General features: G+C 63.1%; 18 protein-coding genes. 2 read left to right on the top strand and 16 right to left on the bottom strand.

Features of this window, described 5'->3' with window-relative positions:
• Positions 1–46: 46 nt before the first annotated feature.
• Positions 47–598 carry a MarR family winged helix-turn-helix transcriptional regulator gene (locus GM909_RS07345; RefSeq protein WP_157015567.1) on the bottom strand — a complete coding sequence of 184 codons (552 nt, stop codon included), beginning with the start codon at positions 596–598 and terminating at the stop codon, positions 47–49.
• A gap of 179 nt (positions 599–777) precedes the next feature.
• Here GM909_RS07345 and GM909_RS07350 point away from each other — a divergent pair, with 179 nt between their 5' ends.
• A complete protein-coding gene (locus GM909_RS07350) occupies positions 778–1,164 on the top strand; it encodes a YciI family protein (protein WP_198174161.1) in 387 nt (128 codons plus the stop codon).
• A 35-nt stretch (positions 1,165–1,199) separates the two neighbouring features.
• Here the strand turns inward: GM909_RS07350 and GM909_RS07355 are convergent, their stop codons facing one another.
• From GM909_RS07355 to GM909_RS07385, 7 genes are all read right to left on the bottom strand, one after another.
• On the bottom strand, positions 1,200–1,604 hold the full coding sequence (locus GM909_RS07355) for an ATP-binding cassette domain-containing protein (RefSeq protein ID WP_235911723.1): 405 nt from the start codon (positions 1,602–1,604) through the stop codon (positions 1,200–1,202).
• Between the two features lie 86 nt (positions 1,605–1,690).
• Complete coding sequence (locus GM909_RS07360) at positions 1,691–2,491, bottom strand: M55 family metallopeptidase (protein ID WP_157015569.1); 801 nt, start codon at positions 2,489–2,491, stop codon at positions 1,691–1,693.
• Positions 2,488–3,528, bottom strand: a complete 1,041-nt coding sequence (locus tag GM909_RS07365; protein ID WP_157015570.1) for a DmpA family aminopeptidase — start codon at positions 3,526–3,528, stop codon at positions 2,488–2,490. The genes GM909_RS07360 and GM909_RS07365 overlap by 4 nt, the downstream gene beginning before the upstream one ends.
• A gap of 13 nt (positions 3,529–3,541) precedes the next feature.
• Positions 3,542–4,285, bottom strand: coding sequence for an amino acid ABC transporter ATP-binding protein (locus GM909_RS07370; RefSeq protein WP_157015571.1), 744 nt, complete (start codon positions 4,283–4,285; stop codon positions 3,542–3,544).
• Between the two features lie 4 nt (positions 4,286–4,289).
• Complete coding sequence (locus tag GM909_RS07375) at positions 4,290–5,408, bottom strand: amino acid ABC transporter permease (RefSeq protein WP_157015572.1); 1,119 nt, start codon at positions 5,406–5,408, stop codon at positions 4,290–4,292.
• A gap of 4 nt (positions 5,409–5,412) precedes the next feature.
• A complete protein-coding gene (locus tag GM909_RS07380) occupies positions 5,413–6,258 on the bottom strand; it encodes an ABC transporter substrate-binding protein (RefSeq protein ID WP_157015573.1) in 846 nt (281 codons plus the stop codon).
• Positions 6,259–6,294: 36 nt separating this feature from the next.
• Positions 6,295–7,158 carry a D-amino-acid transaminase gene (locus GM909_RS07385; protein ID WP_157015574.1) on the bottom strand — a complete coding sequence of 288 codons (864 nt, stop codon included), beginning with the start codon at positions 7,156–7,158 and terminating at the stop codon, positions 6,295–6,297.
• Positions 7,159–7,336: 178 nt separating this feature from the next.
• On the opposite strand from GM909_RS07385, the gene GM909_RS07390 reads away from it, so the two are divergent.
• Positions 7,337–8,275 (top strand): LysR family transcriptional regulator, encoded by a 939-nt coding sequence (locus tag GM909_RS07390; protein ID WP_157015575.1) that lies wholly within the window; start codon positions 7,337–7,339, stop codon positions 8,273–8,275.
• Positions 8,276–8,413: 138 nt separating this feature from the next.
• On the opposite strand, the gene GM909_RS07395 is transcribed toward GM909_RS07390, so the two are convergent.
• From GM909_RS07395 to GM909_RS07430, 8 genes are all read right to left on the bottom strand, one after another.
• Entirely contained in the window at positions 8,414–9,928 is a 1,515-nt protein-coding gene (locus GM909_RS07395) for an aldehyde dehydrogenase family protein (protein WP_157015576.1), read from the bottom strand.
• On the bottom strand, positions 9,925–10,434 hold the full coding sequence (locus GM909_RS07400) for a (2Fe-2S)-binding protein (protein ID WP_157015577.1): 510 nt from the start codon (positions 10,432–10,434) through the stop codon (positions 9,925–9,927). The genes GM909_RS07395 and GM909_RS07400 overlap by 4 nt, the downstream gene beginning before the upstream one ends.
• Entirely contained in the window at positions 10,431–13,565 is a 3,135-nt protein-coding gene (locus tag GM909_RS07405) for a molybdopterin cofactor-binding domain-containing protein (RefSeq protein ID WP_157015578.1), read from the bottom strand. The genes GM909_RS07400 and GM909_RS07405 overlap by 4 nt, the downstream gene beginning before the upstream one ends.
• An 8-nt stretch (positions 13,566–13,573) precedes the next feature.
• Positions 13,574–14,443, bottom strand: coding sequence for an aromatic ring-hydroxylating oxygenase subunit alpha (locus GM909_RS07410; protein WP_157015579.1), 870 nt, complete (start codon positions 14,441–14,443; stop codon positions 13,574–13,576).
• Between the two features lie 73 nt (positions 14,444–14,516).
• Positions 14,517–15,854 (bottom strand): amidohydrolase family protein, encoded by a 1,338-nt coding sequence (locus tag GM909_RS07415; protein ID WP_157015580.1) that lies wholly within the window; start codon positions 15,852–15,854, stop codon positions 14,517–14,519.
• On the bottom strand, positions 15,851–17,416 hold the full coding sequence (locus GM909_RS07420) for a GMC family oxidoreductase (RefSeq protein WP_157015731.1): 1,566 nt from the start codon (positions 17,414–17,416) through the stop codon (positions 15,851–15,853). Before GM909_RS07420 ends, GM909_RS07415 begins: the two co-directional genes overlap by 4 nt.
• Before the next feature lie 5 nt (positions 17,417–17,421).
• Positions 17,422–18,030: a thiamine pyrophosphate-dependent enzyme gene (locus GM909_RS07425; RefSeq protein ID WP_157015581.1), complete on the bottom strand. Its 609-nt coding sequence runs from the start codon at positions 18,028–18,030 to the stop codon at positions 17,422–17,424.
• Positions 18,027–18,527 (bottom strand): thiamine pyrophosphate-binding protein, encoded by a 501-nt coding sequence (locus GM909_RS07430; RefSeq protein WP_157015582.1) that lies wholly within the window; start codon positions 18,525–18,527, stop codon positions 18,027–18,029. The genes GM909_RS07425 and GM909_RS07430 overlap by 4 nt, the downstream gene beginning before the upstream one ends.
• Positions 18,528–18,704: the final 177 nt, after the last annotated feature.

Consider the following 18,704-nt stretch of genomic DNA (forward strand, 5'->3'; position numbering starts at 1 on the left):
GGCCCTTCTTCCTTCGCGAGGACATGGAGCCGGCAATGCCCGCCCGTCACACCGGGCGCCCGCCGGAGCCGACAGCCTCGTTCACGCCGTGCCATCCGCGCGCCAATATGCCGGCGCTTGCGTCGTCCAGCTTGGCGAGGATGGCGTCGAGTGCTTCGCGCTCCTGCGGCGTGACCGAGCGCATCAGTTCGGCGTCGATGTTGCGCGATAGATCGGAAATCTCGCCAAAAGCCTGCCAGCCGGCATCCGACAGTGCGATTGCCGCGTAGCGCTTGTCGGACCGGCCAGGCTGGCGTTGCGCAAGGCCCAGTTCGACCAGTTGGCGAATGGCGCGCGACACGGAGAACTGGTCCAGGCCACCGGCCTGGCAGATTTCCTTGACGCTGATGCCGGGCCGGTTGGCGACGATGGCCATGGTTCGCCAGGAGGCACGCGACAAGCCGAACTTGGGACCGTAGAAGGCGCCGAGAACATCGGCGACACGCGCGGAGATCCGGAACAGGCGATAGGGCAGCCAGCTTTCCAGTTGCAGGTTCTCGCCGCCCTTACTGCCCTGCGAATCTGCCCTGTCGGTACTTTGATTGCTTTTTATTTGCATAATGCAACTTTATCCGTTTTGGTTTGTCGAGACAACAGATGAAGCGCTGTTTTCCAACAATGACAACATCATGCGAAACGCCCGTGGTGGACGACGTCAAAATGCAATCAGGAGACCGAACATGCCGTTTGCCGTCCAAGCATGTCCCGCTCAAACGGAATCGTTTGAGCGAAAGGTACATGCTCCAAAATACTGATCTGGCGCGCATATCTTTGCTTCAAACGTTGCCGTTTGAAGCGAACACGCGCTATTGCATCGACCGTCGCGAGGCGGGCGACCTGCGCCGGCGCACCCGTGCTGAACATCTGGAATACATGATCGAGCAGAGGGCGCGCATCGTTTTCGGCGGACCGCCGCAAAACGACGAAGGCACGAGGGTGATCGGCAGTCTCATGGTGCTTTCACACGAGGATCGGGCCGGTGTAGGGGCCTTCCTGCAGGGCGAACCCTATTCGCGCGCCGGCCTGTTCGCCGAGGTCAGGATCACCCGGCTCAGGCAGATGGTGCCCGAGTTCCCGCGCGGTCTCCTGCTGGAGGAATTGGCGCGCGAGCGGGCGGGCGTATGAGCCGCCACGCAGGCCGGTGCCACCTGGAATGTGCGTCACGCCAGCACGAGCTGGTCGTCCTCGACCGCCTCGCCGGTCGTCTTCTTGAACAGCGCCAGCAGGTCGGGAACGTCGTATCTCTTGCGGTCCTCGCCGCGAATATCGAGCAGGACCCGCCCGGCATTCATCATGATCGTGCGCTCGCCATGGTCCAGCGAGTTGCGCATGGAATGGGTCACCATCAGCGTGGTCAGTTTCTGCTCTCCGGTTATCTCCGAGGAAAGCTCCAGGATCCGTGCCGCCGCGCCCGGGTCGAGGGCGGCGGTGTGCTCGTCCAATAGCAGGATCTTCATCGGCAGCAGGGTCGCCATCAGCAGGCTGAGTGCCTGCCTTTGACCTCCGGAGAGCGTCCCGACACTGGTGCCGAGCCGATCTTCCAGCCCCATGCCGAGCCGTTTCACTGGGCCCGGCAAATCAGCCCGAAAGAGCCCTTGCCGCTTCCAAGGGCAGGGGCGGGGCGTCGTAAGGCACCTTCGTCCGAGACGGGCTACGCCGTCAGGAAGCGCAATGCTCGCTGGATGTCGAAAATGTCCGCGGCCTTGAAACCGACTGTTCTCCGGCCGTTCAGATACGCGCCAGGATACCACGACGCTCTCCACGCATCGCCGGGGGTCACGAATTCGAGCGCAATCTCGAACGGCCCCTGTAGCTTCGGTATTTGCGTGCTCGAGACGCGGGAGAGTGCGTCTTCGACACCCTCGCGGATCGCGGCGCGTGCCCTGGCCGGCGAGATCGAGAGAGATGCGCGGCCAAATCCCTCAAGCGTCGCCACAGTCCGCAGCTCCGGGACGAGAGCGCGAGCGTCGGCGCAAATCTCTGCGTCGCCTGACAGGAAGACTGAAGGCACGCCATAGCGCGTTGCGCACAGCGCGTTCATTGTGAACTCAGAGACCACCTCTCCATTGAGGATCAGCCTCGATATCCGGAGGTTCGTCGTGTGGGCCAGCGGGTTGGCCTCGGATCCGGCCTTGGCATGATATCCCGTGTAGATGGCCGCCGTGAATTCGGCGTTGAGGCCGAACATCATGCCGTCCGGATGACCGGACCATGCGCGCACGATCTTTGCATAATCGGGCAGCATGTCGAGGATTAGGTTTCGTCCGCTGTCATGTGCATCCCTGATCACCACCTCGCTTGCCCCGGTGGCGCGTGCGCCTTCGCAAGCGGCAAGAACCTCGCCGGTCATGAGACGTCGGAACTCTTCGAAGTCGGCGTGGCTGCGTTCGACTTCGTCCCAGTGAACAATGCCCGCCGTTCCTTCGATGTCGGCTGACAGAAAGACTTTCATTTCGCGAACTCCGTTGCCCAGTCGGCCAGCGAAGGGAAAAGCCTTCCGGCCCGTCCCGTGACGGCCGGGGCCGCGCAAAGTGCGTTCAATACCGCTTCCTGCGTGGCCTCGGCGGCGGCGCGGAAGGGAAGATCGATCTGAGCCTCGTCAAGCCGGCGGACGGATTGGAATGTCTCGCGCGCATCATGTGCAACGGGATCCGCAGTGGTGAAGGCCAGGCAGATGTCTCCCGAGCCATGCCCCCAAAACGCGCCGAGCCGTGCGAGACCCGCTCCGGCGCGGCGCACCACCCGCTTCAACTGGCGGTCGCCCAGCGGCAGATCCGTTGCGAGAAGGACGATGACCGAGCCCTTTTCAGGCGCGCTGACACTGCGTGAATCGGGGCGGCGGCCATCCGGCAGAATCAGGTCGCCTGGCCGGCCGAAATTTGCCAGGACCAGGGTTCCCATGATGAAATCCGCCCCGGCAACCCGCATCTTGCGCGAGGCGCTGCCAATCCCACCCTTGAAACCGAATGCAGTCATGCCGGTACCCGCCCCGACTGCTCCCTGCGCTACCGGGCCAGCCGCGGCGGCCTCGATCGCCGCGAGCGCATCCGCAGGCTGCACTGCCAGTGCCTGGATGTCGTTGACCGCACCGTCGTTGCATTCGCAGACCACGGGATTGACGGTTGGTCCCTTGCGCCCGATGTCGGAATTCGAAGCAATGGCGCGGCGTATCAGGGCCTCCGTGCAGGCTGCAACGCCGAAAGTGTTGGTGAGCAGGATCGGCGTCTCGACCGTACCGAGTTCGGCGACCTGCATCAGCCCCGCTGATTTGCCGAACCCATTGATGACCTCGACGGCCGCGCGGACCTTTACCCTGAAGAGATCGCCGCCATGCGGCAGCACTGCGGTCACTCCTGTGGCCAGCGCTTCACCGCTCAGTGTGCGATGTCCAACCGCAACGCCGGACACGTCGCTGATTGCATTGAGGGGGCCCGGCGGAAGGTCGTTGGTGCCCTCGCCCCAGAGACCCAATTCGCGCGCTGACGTCATGCGAGATCCTTGTTCACAGGCGCCCAGCCTTCTTCAGGCTCCGCAAAAAGGCCTGCGTCCGCTCCTTTTGCGGGCTTCCGAAGATTTCGGCGGGAGGCCCTTGTTCATGGACCCTTCCAGACTGAAGGAAACATATCCGATCCGCCACCTCGCGGGCAAAGCCCATCTCGTGGGTCGCCAGAATCATGGTCATGCCGCCTGCGGCCAGATCACGCACGATATCGAGCACTTCCGAAACCAGTTCGGGATCGAGAGCCGAGGTGATCTCGTCGAGCAAGAGCAGCATCGGGTTCATCATGAGTGCCCGGACGATGGCCACGCGTTGCTGCTGGCCACCCGAAAGGCGGTCCGGATAGTCATTGGCCTTGTGGGCGAGTGCGATCCGATTGAGGAAGGACATCGCCTTCTCCTCGGCCTCGCGGCGACTCATGCCCAGCACCTTGGTCGGCGCCAGCATCGTGTTTTCCAGGACGGTCATATGTGGAAACAGGTTATAGCCTTGAAACACGATGCCGATGTCGCGGCGCAGCCGGTCGAGGTCGACACCCGGCCCGGTAATGCGGTCGCCATGAATGCGAATTTCCCCGGATGTTATCTCCTCCAGACGATTTACACAGCGCAACAGCGTTGACTTGCCGCACCCCGAAGGGCCGATCAGGCAGATGACTTCATGTTCGGCCACCTCGAGCGACAGGTCGGAGATGACTTCAACAAGACCGTAATGCTTGGTCATGCGTTCGATTTCGAGAAGCGCCATGGCTCTAACCCCCCGCCCGCATGCGCTTGCGGTCACGCTCGGTCAATTTGTCGACGATCCGTGCCTGAGGGATCGTGATGGCGATGAACAGGATGGCCACGGTGGTCACTGCAGAAAGGTTGAAATTGTTCGCGGCGATGATTTTCGACTGATTGAAGGCGTCGATGGCGCCGATGATGGCCACCAGCGCGGTATCCTTTTGAAGGCTGATGCAATTGTTCATCAGCGGCGGAATGATGTTCCTGACGGCCAGAGGTACCACGACATAACGCATGGTCTTGGCGTGACTGAGCCCCAGCGACCGGGCGGCGGCGACCTGGCTGTGATGTACGCCCTCGATACCGGCGCGATAGACCTCGGACGTATAGGCGCCGTAAGTCAGGGTCAGCGCAATGATCGCGTAGGAGGTGGAGGAAAGGTCGGACAGAAAGGGCAGGTCCGTCAGCGGCAGGCCGAAGCCGATGAGATAGATGGTGATGATCGCGGGCAGACCGCGGAACAGGTCGCCATAGGCAATGGCCAGAAAGCGCAGCGGCCGTCCAGTCTCGCCCGGCAATGTGCGGGCTATGGCGATTACCAGCGACCAGGCAAGGATCAGCACCGCGGAAACAGAGAAGATTATGACGTTGGTTCCGAAGGCCCACAGCACCTTGCCGGCAGAGTCGCGGATCAGCGCAAGGTCGAAAAAGGTACGGCTGACGGCTGCATTGTTGACCACCATGAACCAGGCACCGGCCGTGATGATCAGCAAAGCTCCGGACCATGACAGCGCCCGCCAGGCCCCGAGCGACGCCTCGGCGCCCAATGCGCGCGCGGAATAGACGTCGGAACTGCGCGCAGCGACGAGCGATTTCATGGATGCATGCGCAGCCATCACGAGCACGACGGCGGCAGCGATAGCGGCGATGATTCCCGGCAGCGCGGCGGCAATCGAGGAAATGCCCTGGCTGACCGCATAGCGTCCTATATGCTGTGCCGATACGGCGACGACGACGAAAGTCAGCGCCGCAACGCCTAACGTTGCTCCTGCCCGCCCACGATGGGTTCGCGTGACGCTCCGGGCGCGCCAAACAGCGGCACGCCCGGCTTCATCCGGCGCCTCGGATACGAGGTGCTCAGCCATCGATTCAATATTTCCAGATCGGAACGTCCTCGGGCTTCAGACCGCCGCGGGCCGGCGCGAGATACTCGTTCTCGAGTGCCTCGAGCGTGCCATCGGCCGCCATGTCGGCGATGATCTTGTCGATCACCGGCTTTTGCTTCGAACCCTTGGGATAGATCCCGGCCGTATCGCGGCCGCTGGGATACTGACCGATAACCTTGAGCCTCCCGTTGGAATTGGAAACCTGGCCGAGAATGACGGAGATGTCGGTCATCACCACGTCGACATTGCCTGCCGCCAGCGCAGTGAACATGGCGCCCGTATCGTCAAAGACGGAGAGCTTCGCATCGGGAAGCGTCTCCTGCGCCCATGAAACCATGATAGTGCCGGCCTGGGTGCCGAGCTTGGTGGTCTTGATGCTCGTCTCGTCAATCGTGGTGTCGGCGCGAGCGGCAAGGCCGAAGGCGCCATGGGCGTATGGCGTCGAGAAGTCTACCACCTTCTTGCGGGGCTCGGTCACCGAGATCAGGGCGAGAGCGATGTCAAAATCCTTGTTCTGACCCGCAACGATGGAATCGAAGGAGGCATTCTTCAGCACCACCTTGTCGATGCCGAGCCTGTTGGCGATATTGACCGCCATGCAGAATTCGCGCCCGGTGCTAATCGTTTCCGGCCTGTCGCCGTTGAATTCGCCCACGGCAGGCAGGTTGATGATGACAGTGAACTGGCCGGGAACAGCTGTATCGATATGCTCGACTCCAGCCTTGCCGAACAGCTTGCAATCACCGTAGCCCTCGGTGGCTGCCGCCGGGGCGGCAAGGGCGATCAGCGTGCCGAGCGCCGCGACGGCACAATTCATTCTGCTCTTCATAGTGTTCTCCTCTTTGTGATTCTTGGTTGCTTGATGTCAGTGAGGTGTCGCCCCGGACGCGCGTGCCGTGTCCAGGTAGTACGCCTGCAGTTGCCGGGTCATCGGCCCCGGCTTGCCATTGCTCAAAAGCGCTTCGCCGATACGGACGACCGGCGTTACGAGGCTGGAAGCGGATGTTTGAAAGGCTTCGGCGGCACTCTGCGCCTCGGCCGGCGTGAAGGCTCTCTCCTCGACAGTCAGGCCGTGCGCCTCGCAAAGCCGCATGAGCGCGCGGCGGGTGCAACCGGGCAGGGTGACGTGAGAATTTTCCCGGGTCAGGATGCGGCGATCGGCGGTGACGATATAGGCGGTGGACGATGCGCCTTCGGTCACCTTGCCGTCTTCCACGAACCAGACGTCGTCGAAGCCACCGGCGCGTGCCGAACGCTTGGCCAGCACCTGCCCCAGCAACATGACGGTCTTGATGTCGCGCCGGCTCCAGCGCGGATCTGGCGCGAGATCGACGGCGATTCCGTCGCCTTGCGCAGCGGTGTCGATCACCGGCTTGTCTTGTGTGAAGGCGACGAAGGATGGCCTGAGACCTTCGGCGAAAAGAAAATCGCGATCGGCTTCTCCTCGCGAGATCTGGAGATAGACGGTGCCTTCGGTCAGTCGGTTTCTGGCGATCAATTCACGCTGAATGCCTTCGATCTCGGCCAGCGGAGCGGGCAGTGGGATCGACAGTTCTGCCAATGATCGCTCCAGCCGTGCCAGATGCAGGTCGTTGTCGACCATCCGGCCGTCGATGACGGCGGTCACTTCATAGACCGCATCGCCAAATAGGAAGCCGCGGTCGAACAGACCAATGCGAGCTTGCACTTCGGGCATGAACGCGCCCGCGCAATAGACGATCCTGCTCATTCTTGGGAAACCGAATAGAGGTTGGGACTTATTGAATCAACTTTGCTGGCCCGGATGGATTTGACAAATTCGGATTGAGCAAGGCGGTATTCCGAACTTGCATAGGCGTGAGGAATCAGTGTGTTATACTCATTCGTTGCGAGACTCTTTTCCTTCCTCACCATCGGAGCACCAGGAAATGGAACTGAAATGGCTGGAAGATTTCGTAACGCTTGCCGAGACTTCCAGCTTTTCCAGGGCTGCGGAATTGCGCAATGTCACCCAGTCGGCCTTCAGCCGTCGCATCAAGCAGCTTGAGGCATGGCTGGGCGCAACGCTGATCAATCGCGCCACCCTGCCGGCGGAAATTACCGCAGCGGGGCAAAGTTTTCTGCCCGTTGCACAGGATGCGATCCGCGCCTTCTATGGCGCGCGCGAGGCGCTGCAGCCGTCGTCCAAGGTAGGCATGGCCAGGCTTGCTGCGCTTCACACGCTGACGGTCACCTTCTTTCCCGAATGGCTGCAGACATTGGAGAGCGAGGTTCTCGACATTCGCACATCGCTCATTCCCGACCGCGGCGGGATCGAGGCGAACCTTGCCGCGCTGATCGACGGGGAGGCCGACTTCTTCCTGACCTACGCACATTCGCTTGTGCCGTTCCATCTCGACGGAGAGCGTTTCGAGTTTCTCTCGGTCGGTTGGGACCGGTTGGTTCCGGTCGCCGCGCGCCATGTGCGTATGAACCGCGGTCAAACCGCGCCTGGAGAGGGATTGCTTGACAGGGCCGCGGTCGGAGGACCCGAATTGCCCTATCTCAGCTATGGGTCGAGCTCGTTCTTCGGCGTCGCGCTCGGCCGATTGTTCGCCGATCGACCGGCCTTCCGCCACCGCTCGGTGCATGAAAACACGATCAGCGCAGGCCTGAAGACTGTCGCGATGAGAGGCGCCGGCCTGTGTTGGCTGCCGGAAAGCCTTATTCGGGCCGAACTGGACGCCGGGCATCTTGTCAGGGCCTCGACCGACGATCAGTGGTGCTTGGATCTGGAGATACGCCTTTATCGTCATCGGGGCAGCCAGGGTCGGATCGTCAGGACATTCTGGCAGACGGCGAAGGCCGTTGGAGGCTATCGGCCATGATGCGGGTCGCCGCCACAGCTTGCTGTGCGAGAAAACGACGACAACGTTCAAGTAACCGGCGCGATACAGGGCGTGATCCGGTACAGCTTTCGCCGTTCCTCGGAATTTGCCTGAGGCCCATCACGACGCGCAGCGCGTTCAGATGACCGCGCAGACCGCCTTCGTTTCTAGATAATTTTCAAGCCCTTGCGGTCCGTTCTCGTAGCCCCAGCCGGATTCCCTGTGCCCGCCCTTCGGCAGTTCCGGAGAAAAATAGGAATGGCAGTTGATCCAGACCGTTCCGGCGCGAACGCCGGCGGCAAGCCGGTGCGCAGCGGAAAGGTCTTGCGTCCAGACGCTGGCTGCGAGCCCAAATTTGGTGTCGTTGGCAAGAACGAGTGCTTCCTCCGGCTCGTCGAAGGGCGTGACGGCGATGACCGGGCCGAAGATCTCCTCGCGCATCATGCGCATCTCGGGGTGTACCGCCGTGACGACGGTCGGGGCAAAGAAGGCGCTGTCGATGCCGAGACGTTCGCCGCCGGCGGCAATCACTGCGCCGGAGGATTTGCCCTCATCGACATAGGACGCCACGCGCGCCGCCTGTGCGGAGCTCACAAGCGGGCCAAGATCTGTTTCCGGGTCGAGGCCGTGGCCGAGGCGCAGTTTGCCCGCCTCGAGCGCCAGTTTCTCGACGAAGGCGTCGTGGATGCTCGAATGGACATAGGCGCGCGAGCCGGCAACGCAGACCTGTCCGGAATTGGCGAAGATGCCGCGCGCGACGCCGGGAAGGGCAAGTTGCAGATCGGCGTCCGGCATGACGATCGCTGGCGATTTTCCGCCGAGTTCAAGCGTCAGCTTCTTCAGATTTCCCTGCGCTGCACCGACGATCATCCGCCCGACTTCCGTTGAACCGGTAAAAGCGACCTTGTCGACATCAGGGTGCGCGGCAAGATGCGCGCCGACCGTCGAGCCGAACCCGGTCACGATATTGACGACACCGGCCGGCAGGCCTGCTTCGACGAGGAGTTCACCGAGACGCAATGCGGTCAGGGAGGTCTCCTCCGCCGGCTTCAGTACCACGGTGCAGCCGGCGCACAGCGCCGGCGCCAGTTTCATTGCCGCCATCAGAAGAGGCGAATTCCACGGCGTGATCGCTGCGACCACGCCCACCGGCTCGCGCGTGGTGTAGGCGAACAGCTTTTTTCCCGGTGGATGGTAGCCGATCGATGTCGGGATTGTCTGACCAAGGATCTTGTTGGCGAAGCCGGCATAATAGCGGAACTGCTCGGCCGATGCGGGAATCTCGGCCATCCGCGAGGTCGCCCAGGACTTGCCCTGATCGAGCGTTTCGAGTTCGGCGAGTTCATCGGCATGCGCCTCGATCAGGTCGGCGATCTTCCACAGAAGCCGTCCGCGGGCCGAGGGCTTCATGTCGCGCCAGGCAGGATCGACAAGCGCGTCGCGAGCTGCCGCGACTGCGATGTCGGCATCGCTGGCGGTTCCTTCGGCCAGATACGCGAGCAGGGCGCCGGAGGCCGGGTCATGTGTGGCGAAGGCGCCGCCCTCGGCGGCGGTGCGCCACACGTTGGCGATCAGCAGCCGTTTTGCTTTGCCGGCCAGTAAGGCGTTGGCGCCCGGTGTCTTCGGTTGATGAGGAGGAACATGATGGGTCATGGGATTTTCTGAGCCTGTTGGCCGATACGATCTGCGGCGAGAAGCGCGCCGCGCAGGATGGAATGGTAGCCGGTGCAGCGGCAGATATTGCCTTCCAGCGCGGTCAAGATGTCGTCACGCCCGGCGTCCGGATTTTGCGTGAGGAGCGCGACGAGTGAGACGACGAAGCCTGGCGCGCAATAGCCGCACTGGAACGCCGATTCTTCCGCAAGGGACTGCCGCACGGTCTTCGTCACCGGAAGCTCGTCGAGCCCGGCGGCAGTGACGATCTCTGCCCCGTCGGCCCGCCATGCCATGATGAGGCAGGAATTGACGGCTTGGCCGTCCATCAGCACCATGCAGGCGCCGCAACGCCCGACCTCGCAGCCGATCTTGGTTTCGGTGCGCCCCAGCCGGTCACGCAACAGCCTTGTCAGGGAAGCGTCGGCGGGAACCGTTGCCTCCAACTCCTCGCCGTTCAGGTGCAAGCGCACGGTGATGGTTTCGTTTGCCGCCACATGGGTCATCGGGCCGCCTCGCAGGCTTCGAGGATGGCCTCGGGTCGAAACGGCGTGACCGTTGGCCAGCGGCCGATCGCATCAGCCACCGCGTTGGCGATCGCGGGAGTGACGGCGCCGATGCTGATTTCGCCGGCTCCACGCGGACCGTAGGGGTCCGCCGGGTCGAGATCCTCCAGCGCAAATGTGGTCATCTTGTCGGGGGCATCGCGGACGGTCGGCATGAAGTAGGTGTCGAAATTGCCGGTCAGGAAACGTCCGTTCTCGATCAGGACATCTTCGCTCAGGGTAAGGCCGAGGCCCTGCACCAGGCCGCCCTCCATCTGGCCGAGATAGGCCGCAAGATCGATGATCGGGCCGGCAGCGGTATGGAGTTCAAGAGCGAGCACCCGGACCTCGCCCGTTGCGCAGTCGACCGCCACGCGCGCGACGGTCGAACCGAAGGCAAAGATGAAGCGGGCATTGCCATTGGTGTAGTCGGACTTCGGAAATTTGAATGCCGCTTCTTCGACAATGTGCTCGCCGGGGCCGAGTGCCGCGGCCAGTGTGGCGAAGTCGAGCAAGGGTATGCGGCTGTTGGTTGCCGCATCGGCAATGCCGTTCGGGACGATCTTCAGGTCCTTCGCGGCGCGCTCGACGAGGCGTGCTGCCGTCGCGAGCAGCTTTTCGGCAAATGCGGGGACGGTGAGTTCGGCCGCCTTCCAGACCACGTAGCCGCCACGCGATGCCGTGGTCGATCCGGAATCGGGTGTCAGCGCCGTGTCTGCGATGACCGGACGGATATCGTCGCGCGCACAGCCGAGCCTGTCGGCGACCGCCGCCTGTATCGAGGGGATGAGGCCCTGACCCATCTCGTCGAGACCGAAGTGGGCCTCGATCCGGCCGTCGGCGGCGAGCATCAGGCGAGCGGCCGCCGCGTCTGGCGGGATCGTGCCAAGACCGTTGCCCTGATAGTTGAGCGCCATGCCCGTGCCGACAACCTCGTTCTGTTCCGCCTCGCCGGTCGCGTCCCAAAGCGGGCTGGAGGCGGCCGCATCAAGCATCTCTGCCAGGCGTTCCGACGGCGCGACGCGTTGTCCGAGAAATCCGGGCATGCCGGGCATGCGCAGATTGCGCCAGCGGATCTCTACGGGATCGAGACCGCAGGCGGCGGCAAGGCGGTCCATCTGGCACTCGATAGCGAAGGTCATCTGGTTCGCGCCGAAGCCTCGAAATGCGCCGCAGGTGCCGTTGTTGGTGTAGGCGAGGCGTGCGTGCGTCGTGACGCTGGGCGATACATAAGGACCGCAGGCATGCTCCATCGCGGTTTCGACCACGCCCGGGCTCAGCGAGGCATAAGCGCCGCTGTCGGCGACGAGGTCGACCTCCTGAGCGAGCAGCATGCCGTCGGCATCGCAGGCCGTGCGCATGCGAATGCGCATCGGATTGCGCTTGGTGCCGGCCAGAACGGATTCGGCTCGGGTCCACTGCATGCGCACCGGTGCCTTCGCCTTGAGCGCCAGAAGGGCGAGAACCGGCTGGACCGTCAGTTCGTCCTTGCCGCCGAAGGCGCCTCCGGTCGGCGAGGTCACGACACGGATCTTCTCTTCAGGAAGGCCGAGTATGCGCGCAAGCTGCAGCCTGTCGCGCGCGCCGTGCTGGCCGCCCGCAAACATGGCCAGGCCGCCATCCGGCGTGGGTTCGGCGTAGCCGCCCTCGGTCTCCATGAAGCCATGCATCTGGCGCGGTGTGACATAGACGTCTTCGACGATGTGGGCCGCGGCGGAAAATCCGGCGTCGATGTCGCCGCGTTTCAGCTCGATCGAAGCCGCGAGGTTGCCATTGGTGTGCACCGGCTCTGCGTTGCTGTCGAGGGCAGAGATCGGATCGCCGACAATCGGCAACGGCTCGTATTCGACCTCGATCAGCGAGAGCGCCTTCAGCGCAGTTTCGCAGTCGGTTGCCGCCACGCCGGCAACGGGATCGCCCAGATAGCGCACCTTCTCGCCGCAGAGCGCCGGCTGGTCCTGAACCACGATGCCGAAGGCGTTCGTTCCCGCGATATCGCGGTGAGTGACGACGGCTTTGACGCCGGGCAGCGCTTCGGCCGAACTGGTGTCGAGGGAGAGGATGCGCGCGTGCGGTTCGTCGAGACGCAGCACCGCGCCGACCAGCATATCGTCGCGCCTTGCGTCGGTGAGGTAAGGAAGCGAGCCGGCGATCTTCGCCGGCAGGTCCGGCCGGACGTGCCAGCGTTCGCCGCCTTCCTTGCGCGACAGACGGAACTCATCCTGCGGCTCGACAGGGGCAGGCCGGATCGTACGTCTGTCTTTCGGGATCTCGGTTGGCTTTCCCGACAGCATGCCGACCAGGGCGTTGGCGCCGGCGCGCTTGCGATAGTGCGCGCTGCGAAACGCGTCGTCGGGTGCCGCAATTCCTGCTTGGATAGCATCGCGAACCGCCGGCCAGTCGATCTTATCAAGTTCCTGTCCCGCCAGGAGCGTCTCGATGCCGGTCAGCCGTGCCGCCGGTACCGGCCCGCCGCCGACGGCAATGCGCAGGGCCGAGACGATGCCCGCATCGGCAAGGATTGCGCCGGAGACGGCAATGGCGCTGGGCGTAAAGGCCGCACGCAACCCGATCTTGCGGTAGACGTAGCGGCCACGGGCGACCTGGGGTGGCAACAGGATCGCAATGATCACAGACGGTTCCGCAGGTTGGGAGAGCCAGTCGGAAAGGGATATTCCTTCGCTGCCCCTCGGCGTCATGATTTCGAGCCTGGCGTCGAGCGCCATCAACACGGGCAGGAGGCAGCCCTTGCGCCATCCCACATTGCCGCCGATCGTCGCGCGATTGCGGATCGGCGCAGCGCCGACGCGCCGCGCGGCTTCCGCCAGGAGTGGGCAGCGGGCAGCAATGGCGGGCGATGAAATGACGGCCGACAGCGTTTCGGTCGCGCCTATACACAGTCCGTCGTCGGTGACGGTGATGCCGGCCAGTCGTTCGATCCGGGCGATATCGACCAGCACCGACGGCTGAGCCTTGCCGGCAAACCATTCGGCCTGAAGCGCCGTGGAGCCGGCCGAACAGCGCCCGTCGGGCCCGGCTTCCGACAGCATCGCCAAAGCTTGAGAAGGCGTATCGGGCTTCAGGATACGCATCGGCCCACCTATCGTGTCGCCATGGTGGTGCCGAAGCGCAGGCCTTTCTCCTTCAGCCAGCGGCGATAGGCGACCGATGAGGAGTCGGCACGGGTAGGCGTTTCCGCGCGCGGTTCCAGCGGCATGAGCAGCGGACGTTGGTTTTCGACAATGATCCTGTCCTGCAGGAAGATCACCTGTTCGAAACGGCGCAGTTCGGTAAGCGAGGCCTTGTCGTCGAGCAGATACATGACCGGGATCGCCCGGCACAGATCCTCCTCGATTGGCTGAATGAGAAGCGCGATTGCGTCCAGCCGGTCGGGGGCGGACGGGCATGCCCGGTAGAGCATGACGACGAAGGGCGCGGGCACGCGATAGGTGAGCCGGGCGAACTCGCCGTCCGAGCGCGATGTGGTCATCTGGGGTTGAAAGAAGCTGCAGTTGGTCGCCCAGACCTCGTCCACGTCACGGCGGATCTCCGACCTGTATTGCGGCACCTCGGTGTGTGGCTCGGACCCGAGGATATCGGTATGCACGAAGGGAAAGTGCGCCATGTCGAGAAAGTTCTCGACCACGCGCAAGCCCGATGCCCGCATCTTGATCCAGCCGCAGGGGACGAAGCGGCGGTCCGGTTCGTTGGCTTCCTCGATTTCGACAATGCCGTGTTGCGGCTCGCCGAGCGTCGTCCAGAGGCAGCCGTGCTTTTCGCGTACGGGCAGGACCGGGCCGCGCCCGCCGTCGTCCAGCACCTCGCGCACGATAAACGCGCCATCGGCGTGACGCGCGAGTTCGATGTTCTGACCTAGCAGCCGCGTGACGACAGGCTGGACGCTCACCTCGTTGACCGTCGCCACGGCATACCATTGATCGAGCGCGACCTTGTCGGTTGTCTTGGTCATAAGGGTCCTCCGGTCTTCATCCGGTCTTCCGTCAGTTCCGTCCGGTCCACTGGACGGATTCGTTGTCGCCCAGCTACGCCGCCCGGCGCTCGAAAAGCGGCGGCGCCACGGCGTGGATCTCGTCAATGATTTCGCGGAGATCGGCGGTCTTTAGGTCACCGTCCTCCACCACGACCTTCCCGTCGATCATGGTCAACGCGACATCCGACCCGCGCACCGCATGAACGAGATTGTGTTGAAGATTGAACCAGGGGCCGGAGTCGAACAGCGGCGTCATGCGCGGCGTGTTCGTGCGAACGGCAATGATGTCCGCACGCTTGCCCGGTTCGATCGACCCGATCTCCTGATCCAGGCCGATGGCCCTGGCGCCGCCAATGGTCGCCATGCGCAGGACGTCCCAGCTATCCATGGCCGCGGCGTCGCGATCTTTCAGCTTGCCGAGGAGGGAGGTGACCTTCATTTCCTCGAACATGTCGAAATTGTTGTTCTCCTTTTCCCCGTCCGTGCCGATGCCGACGGGGACGCCAGCCGCCAACATGTCGGAAATCGGCGCGATCCCGCTGGCGAGCTTCATGTTGGAAACAGGGTTGTGGGCAACCGAAACGGGCCGGCCGGCAATCAGTTCGACTTCCGATTCATCGAGCCAAACTGCATGGGCGATCATGGTGCGTGGCGTCTCGAAGAAGCCTAGATCGTCGAGGACAGTCATCGGCTTCCTGCCGTACCGCCGGTTGAATTCGGCGATCTCGATCCGGGCTTCGCTGCAATGGGTATGGAAGCCGGTATCATGCTTCTTCGCCAGTTCGATGGCGCGCCTCTGGCCCGCTTCGTCGGCATAGAAGAGATGTTCCAAACCTACCCAGACATTGATGCGGCCATCGGCTTTGCGATGCCAGTCCTCGATCAGGCGCTCATTCATGTTGAGAGTGTCGAAATAGTCATAGTCGGGATGCTCCCCGACATAGGGCACGGCGACGAGACGGTTGCCGATGGCCTGTGCCGCCTCGGCGCTGCCTTCCATGTACCGCCACATATCGACCACGGTTGTCGTGCCGCCGAGAACTGACTCTGCATAGCAAAGCATCGATGCCGCCTTCGCCTCATGGCTCTGCAGCATACGGTGCATCGGGTTGATGTGCAGCGTCAGCCAGTCCCAGACCGGCAGATGCTCGGCGGTGCCGCGCAGGAAGCCGGAGTGGCAGTGGGCATTGACGAGACCCGGCATCAACACGGTGTCCGGCAGATGCTTCAGCCTGGCTTCGGGGTGCTGGCACGTCAGGTCCCCGCGTGTTCCAACAGAGAGGATCCGGCCGCCGCCACCGACGGCGACCGCGCCGTCCACGACAACGGAATTGCCAGCGTCCATGGTCAGGAGATGACCGCCGGCGAGAATGAGTTCGACCTCGCTCATGAATCCTCCATCAGAAAGTCGGATGCGCGCTCGCCGATCATCGTGACCGGTGCGTGGGTGTTGCAGGTCGGAATGACCGGGATGACCGAAGCATCGGCGATGCGAAGTCCGTCTATGCCGTGCACACGCAGGCGCGGATCGGTGACGGCCATTGGATCGCCGCCCATCTTGCAGGTGCCGCAGGGGTGGAAGAAGGTGCTGCAGCCGGTGCGGACGAAATCTTCCACCTCGGCGTCGTTCAGCACACGATCAGGGGCAACCGCGCCGGCATTCAGACCGCGAAAGGCGGTCGTTCCCGCCAAGTCCATGATCGTGTGGAAGCCTGCGACCATGGCTTCCATGTCGGATCGTTCGGTAAGGAAGTTCGGCTGGATCTCGAGTGGTCCGAGCGGGGCCGCCGAGAGCATTTTCAGGTGGCCGACGCTCTTCGAATGCATCAGTCCGAAGCCGATGGAAAAAACCGTTCCGGATGTGTCGTAGCGTTCGCGCAGGCTTTGCACCGCGCTGTTGCCCTGCACGGAAAATGCGTGCAGATCGGGCCGGTCGGCGTCGGCGCGCGACTTCCAGTTCAGCATCGTGCCGCCGCCATTGTCGCGCACCGGGCCGAGCGGACCGTCCGCTCGAAAAACGCATGCCTGGACGAGCGGATGGTCCTGCAGGTTCTGGCCAACCCCGGGCAGATCGTGAAGGATGGAAATGCCGAGCCGGCGGAGTTCTTTCGCGTCACCAATTCCTGACAGCATCAGCAGGCGCGGCGTGTCGATCGCGCCAGCAGCAAGCACCACCTCGCAGTTGGCCCGCGTCTCGGTCGCGCGGCCGTCGAAAACGTGCCGCACGCCGACGCAGCGGCCGTTCTCGATGACCAGCGAGGTCGAGAGCGATGCTGTGAGGACCGTCAGACACTCATTGCCGAGAATTGGATAGAGGTAGCCCGTTGCAGAACTCCACCGCATTCCGTCAAAGACGTTCAGATTGGACGGAGCCGCCCCCTCGTTCGTTTCGCCGTTGGGATCGTCGATGACGGGGATGCCGATTTCGGCGGCGCCGCCCAGCAAGGCGGCAGCGACCGGATGCAGGTTCGGGCTGGTACTGATCTTCAGCGGACCGTCGGCGCCGCGATACGCGCTTTCGCCGCCTTCCCAATCCTCGCAGCGCCTGAAGTAGGGCAGTACATCCTCAAAGCACCAGCCGGTGGCGCCGGCTTCTTCCCAGGCGTCGTAGTCGAGCCGATTGCCGCGATACCAAAGCATTGCGTTGATCGCGCTCGATCCGCCAAGAACCCGGCCGCGCGGAATACCGATGACGCGGTCATTGACCGTTGGTGAGGGAGCGTATTCGTAGCCCCAGTCGAAGCCGCCGCGGCCGAGCCCCACCCATTGCGTCGGATCGTCGATCTCGGCAACGGCGATGCCCGCCTGTCCGGCTTCGATCAGCAAGACCGTGGCATCTGTTCCTTCAATCAGGCGGCGCACGACCGCACACCCGCCGGACCCGGCGCCGACGACAATGTAGTCGTAGGCCTTTTCGAGCGGCTTGTCGGGGATGCTGGCGGCGGTTGGCATGGCGGTCAATTGTGCTCGCTCGGACCCATGATCACGATGTCTTCGGTCTTTTCCACGTGGCGCACGAAGATGTATTTGTCTTCGCGGCCATCGGAATGTTTGCGCCGGATGTCGGGCTGCACCGTGCCGGCAACCTTGGCGACCACCACATAGGGCTCGTCGGCGGCCAAACCCGATTCGCAATGGGCCTCGAATTCCTCGAGCGTGCGGACGGTGAAGGCCTTCTCGACACCGGCACCGCGGGCCATGGCCGCGATATCGACACGTCCGGAAGCCGTGTGGGTCGGCGGGCCGCCAATCGACTGGTAGCACTCGTTGTCCCACACGATGACGAAGAGGTTATTCGGCCGTTCATTGCCTAGCGTGGCGAGGATGCCGAGATTGAACATCATCCCGCCATCGGTATCCAGCGAGACGATGCGCCGATGGGGCAGGCCCGCAGCGAGGCCGAAGGCCTGCGGCGTGACGCAGCCGAGCTGCTGCTGGAACAGGCTGGCCTCGCGCATGTGGGGAGCGGCGTTGTACCATTCGTCGACGCTGGCACCGAGTGAGAGGATGACCAGTTCATCCTCGAGATGCTTTGCAAGCGCGGTCATGCAATCAAAGCGTTTCATCGTACCACGCTCCCTCCCAGCGCCACGGCCGAGTGATAGTAGGCGTTGTAGGACCACTCATAGGCGTCGACGATCGACTGCTCGATCATCTCTTCTTCGCGCACGACCCGGTAGGGGACGCGCAGCGCATTGAGCAGAGGTTCCATGGTGTAGCCGTGTGGAATGGCCCACCAGTTGTTCTCGCCGAGCTCGCCGCGATAGCTCATCAGCATTACGACCGGTATGCCGGCGCCGAGTCCCATGCGGGCCAGCGGTTCGATGGAGGCGCGCAGGCCGGAGTTTTCCATCACCAATGCTGCGCGCTTGCCCGACAGGAACACGCCGCCGCAGATTGCGGCTCCTTCGCCCTCGTTCGTTACCCTTATCGTGCGGATATCAGGATCGGCATCGAGTGCCGGATAGAGCTCCTTGAACAGGGAATCCGGCAGGTAACAGACAATGCTGACCCCGGCGCGCTTCAGGCCTCTGATCACCGCGTCAACGGCGCTTTGCTTCATTGTTGTCTCTCCGGTCACAGCTCGTCGCACAGCTTCGGAGGCGGACGAAAATATCTCTCTGGTTCAGTGGCTTATCTTCGTTCTGTTGCCGCCTGTGCGAGCCATGAATGATACTGGCAAGCCATACTTGTTTCGGATAGATGGAAATCTTTGAGGAAGATGTTGCGCAGGAAGCAT

The sequence above is a fragment of the Mesorhizobium xinjiangense genome, assembly GCF_009749525.1.
Lineage (GTDB): Bacteria > Pseudomonadota > Alphaproteobacteria > Rhizobiales > Rhizobiaceae > Mangrovimarina > Mangrovimarina xinjiangensis.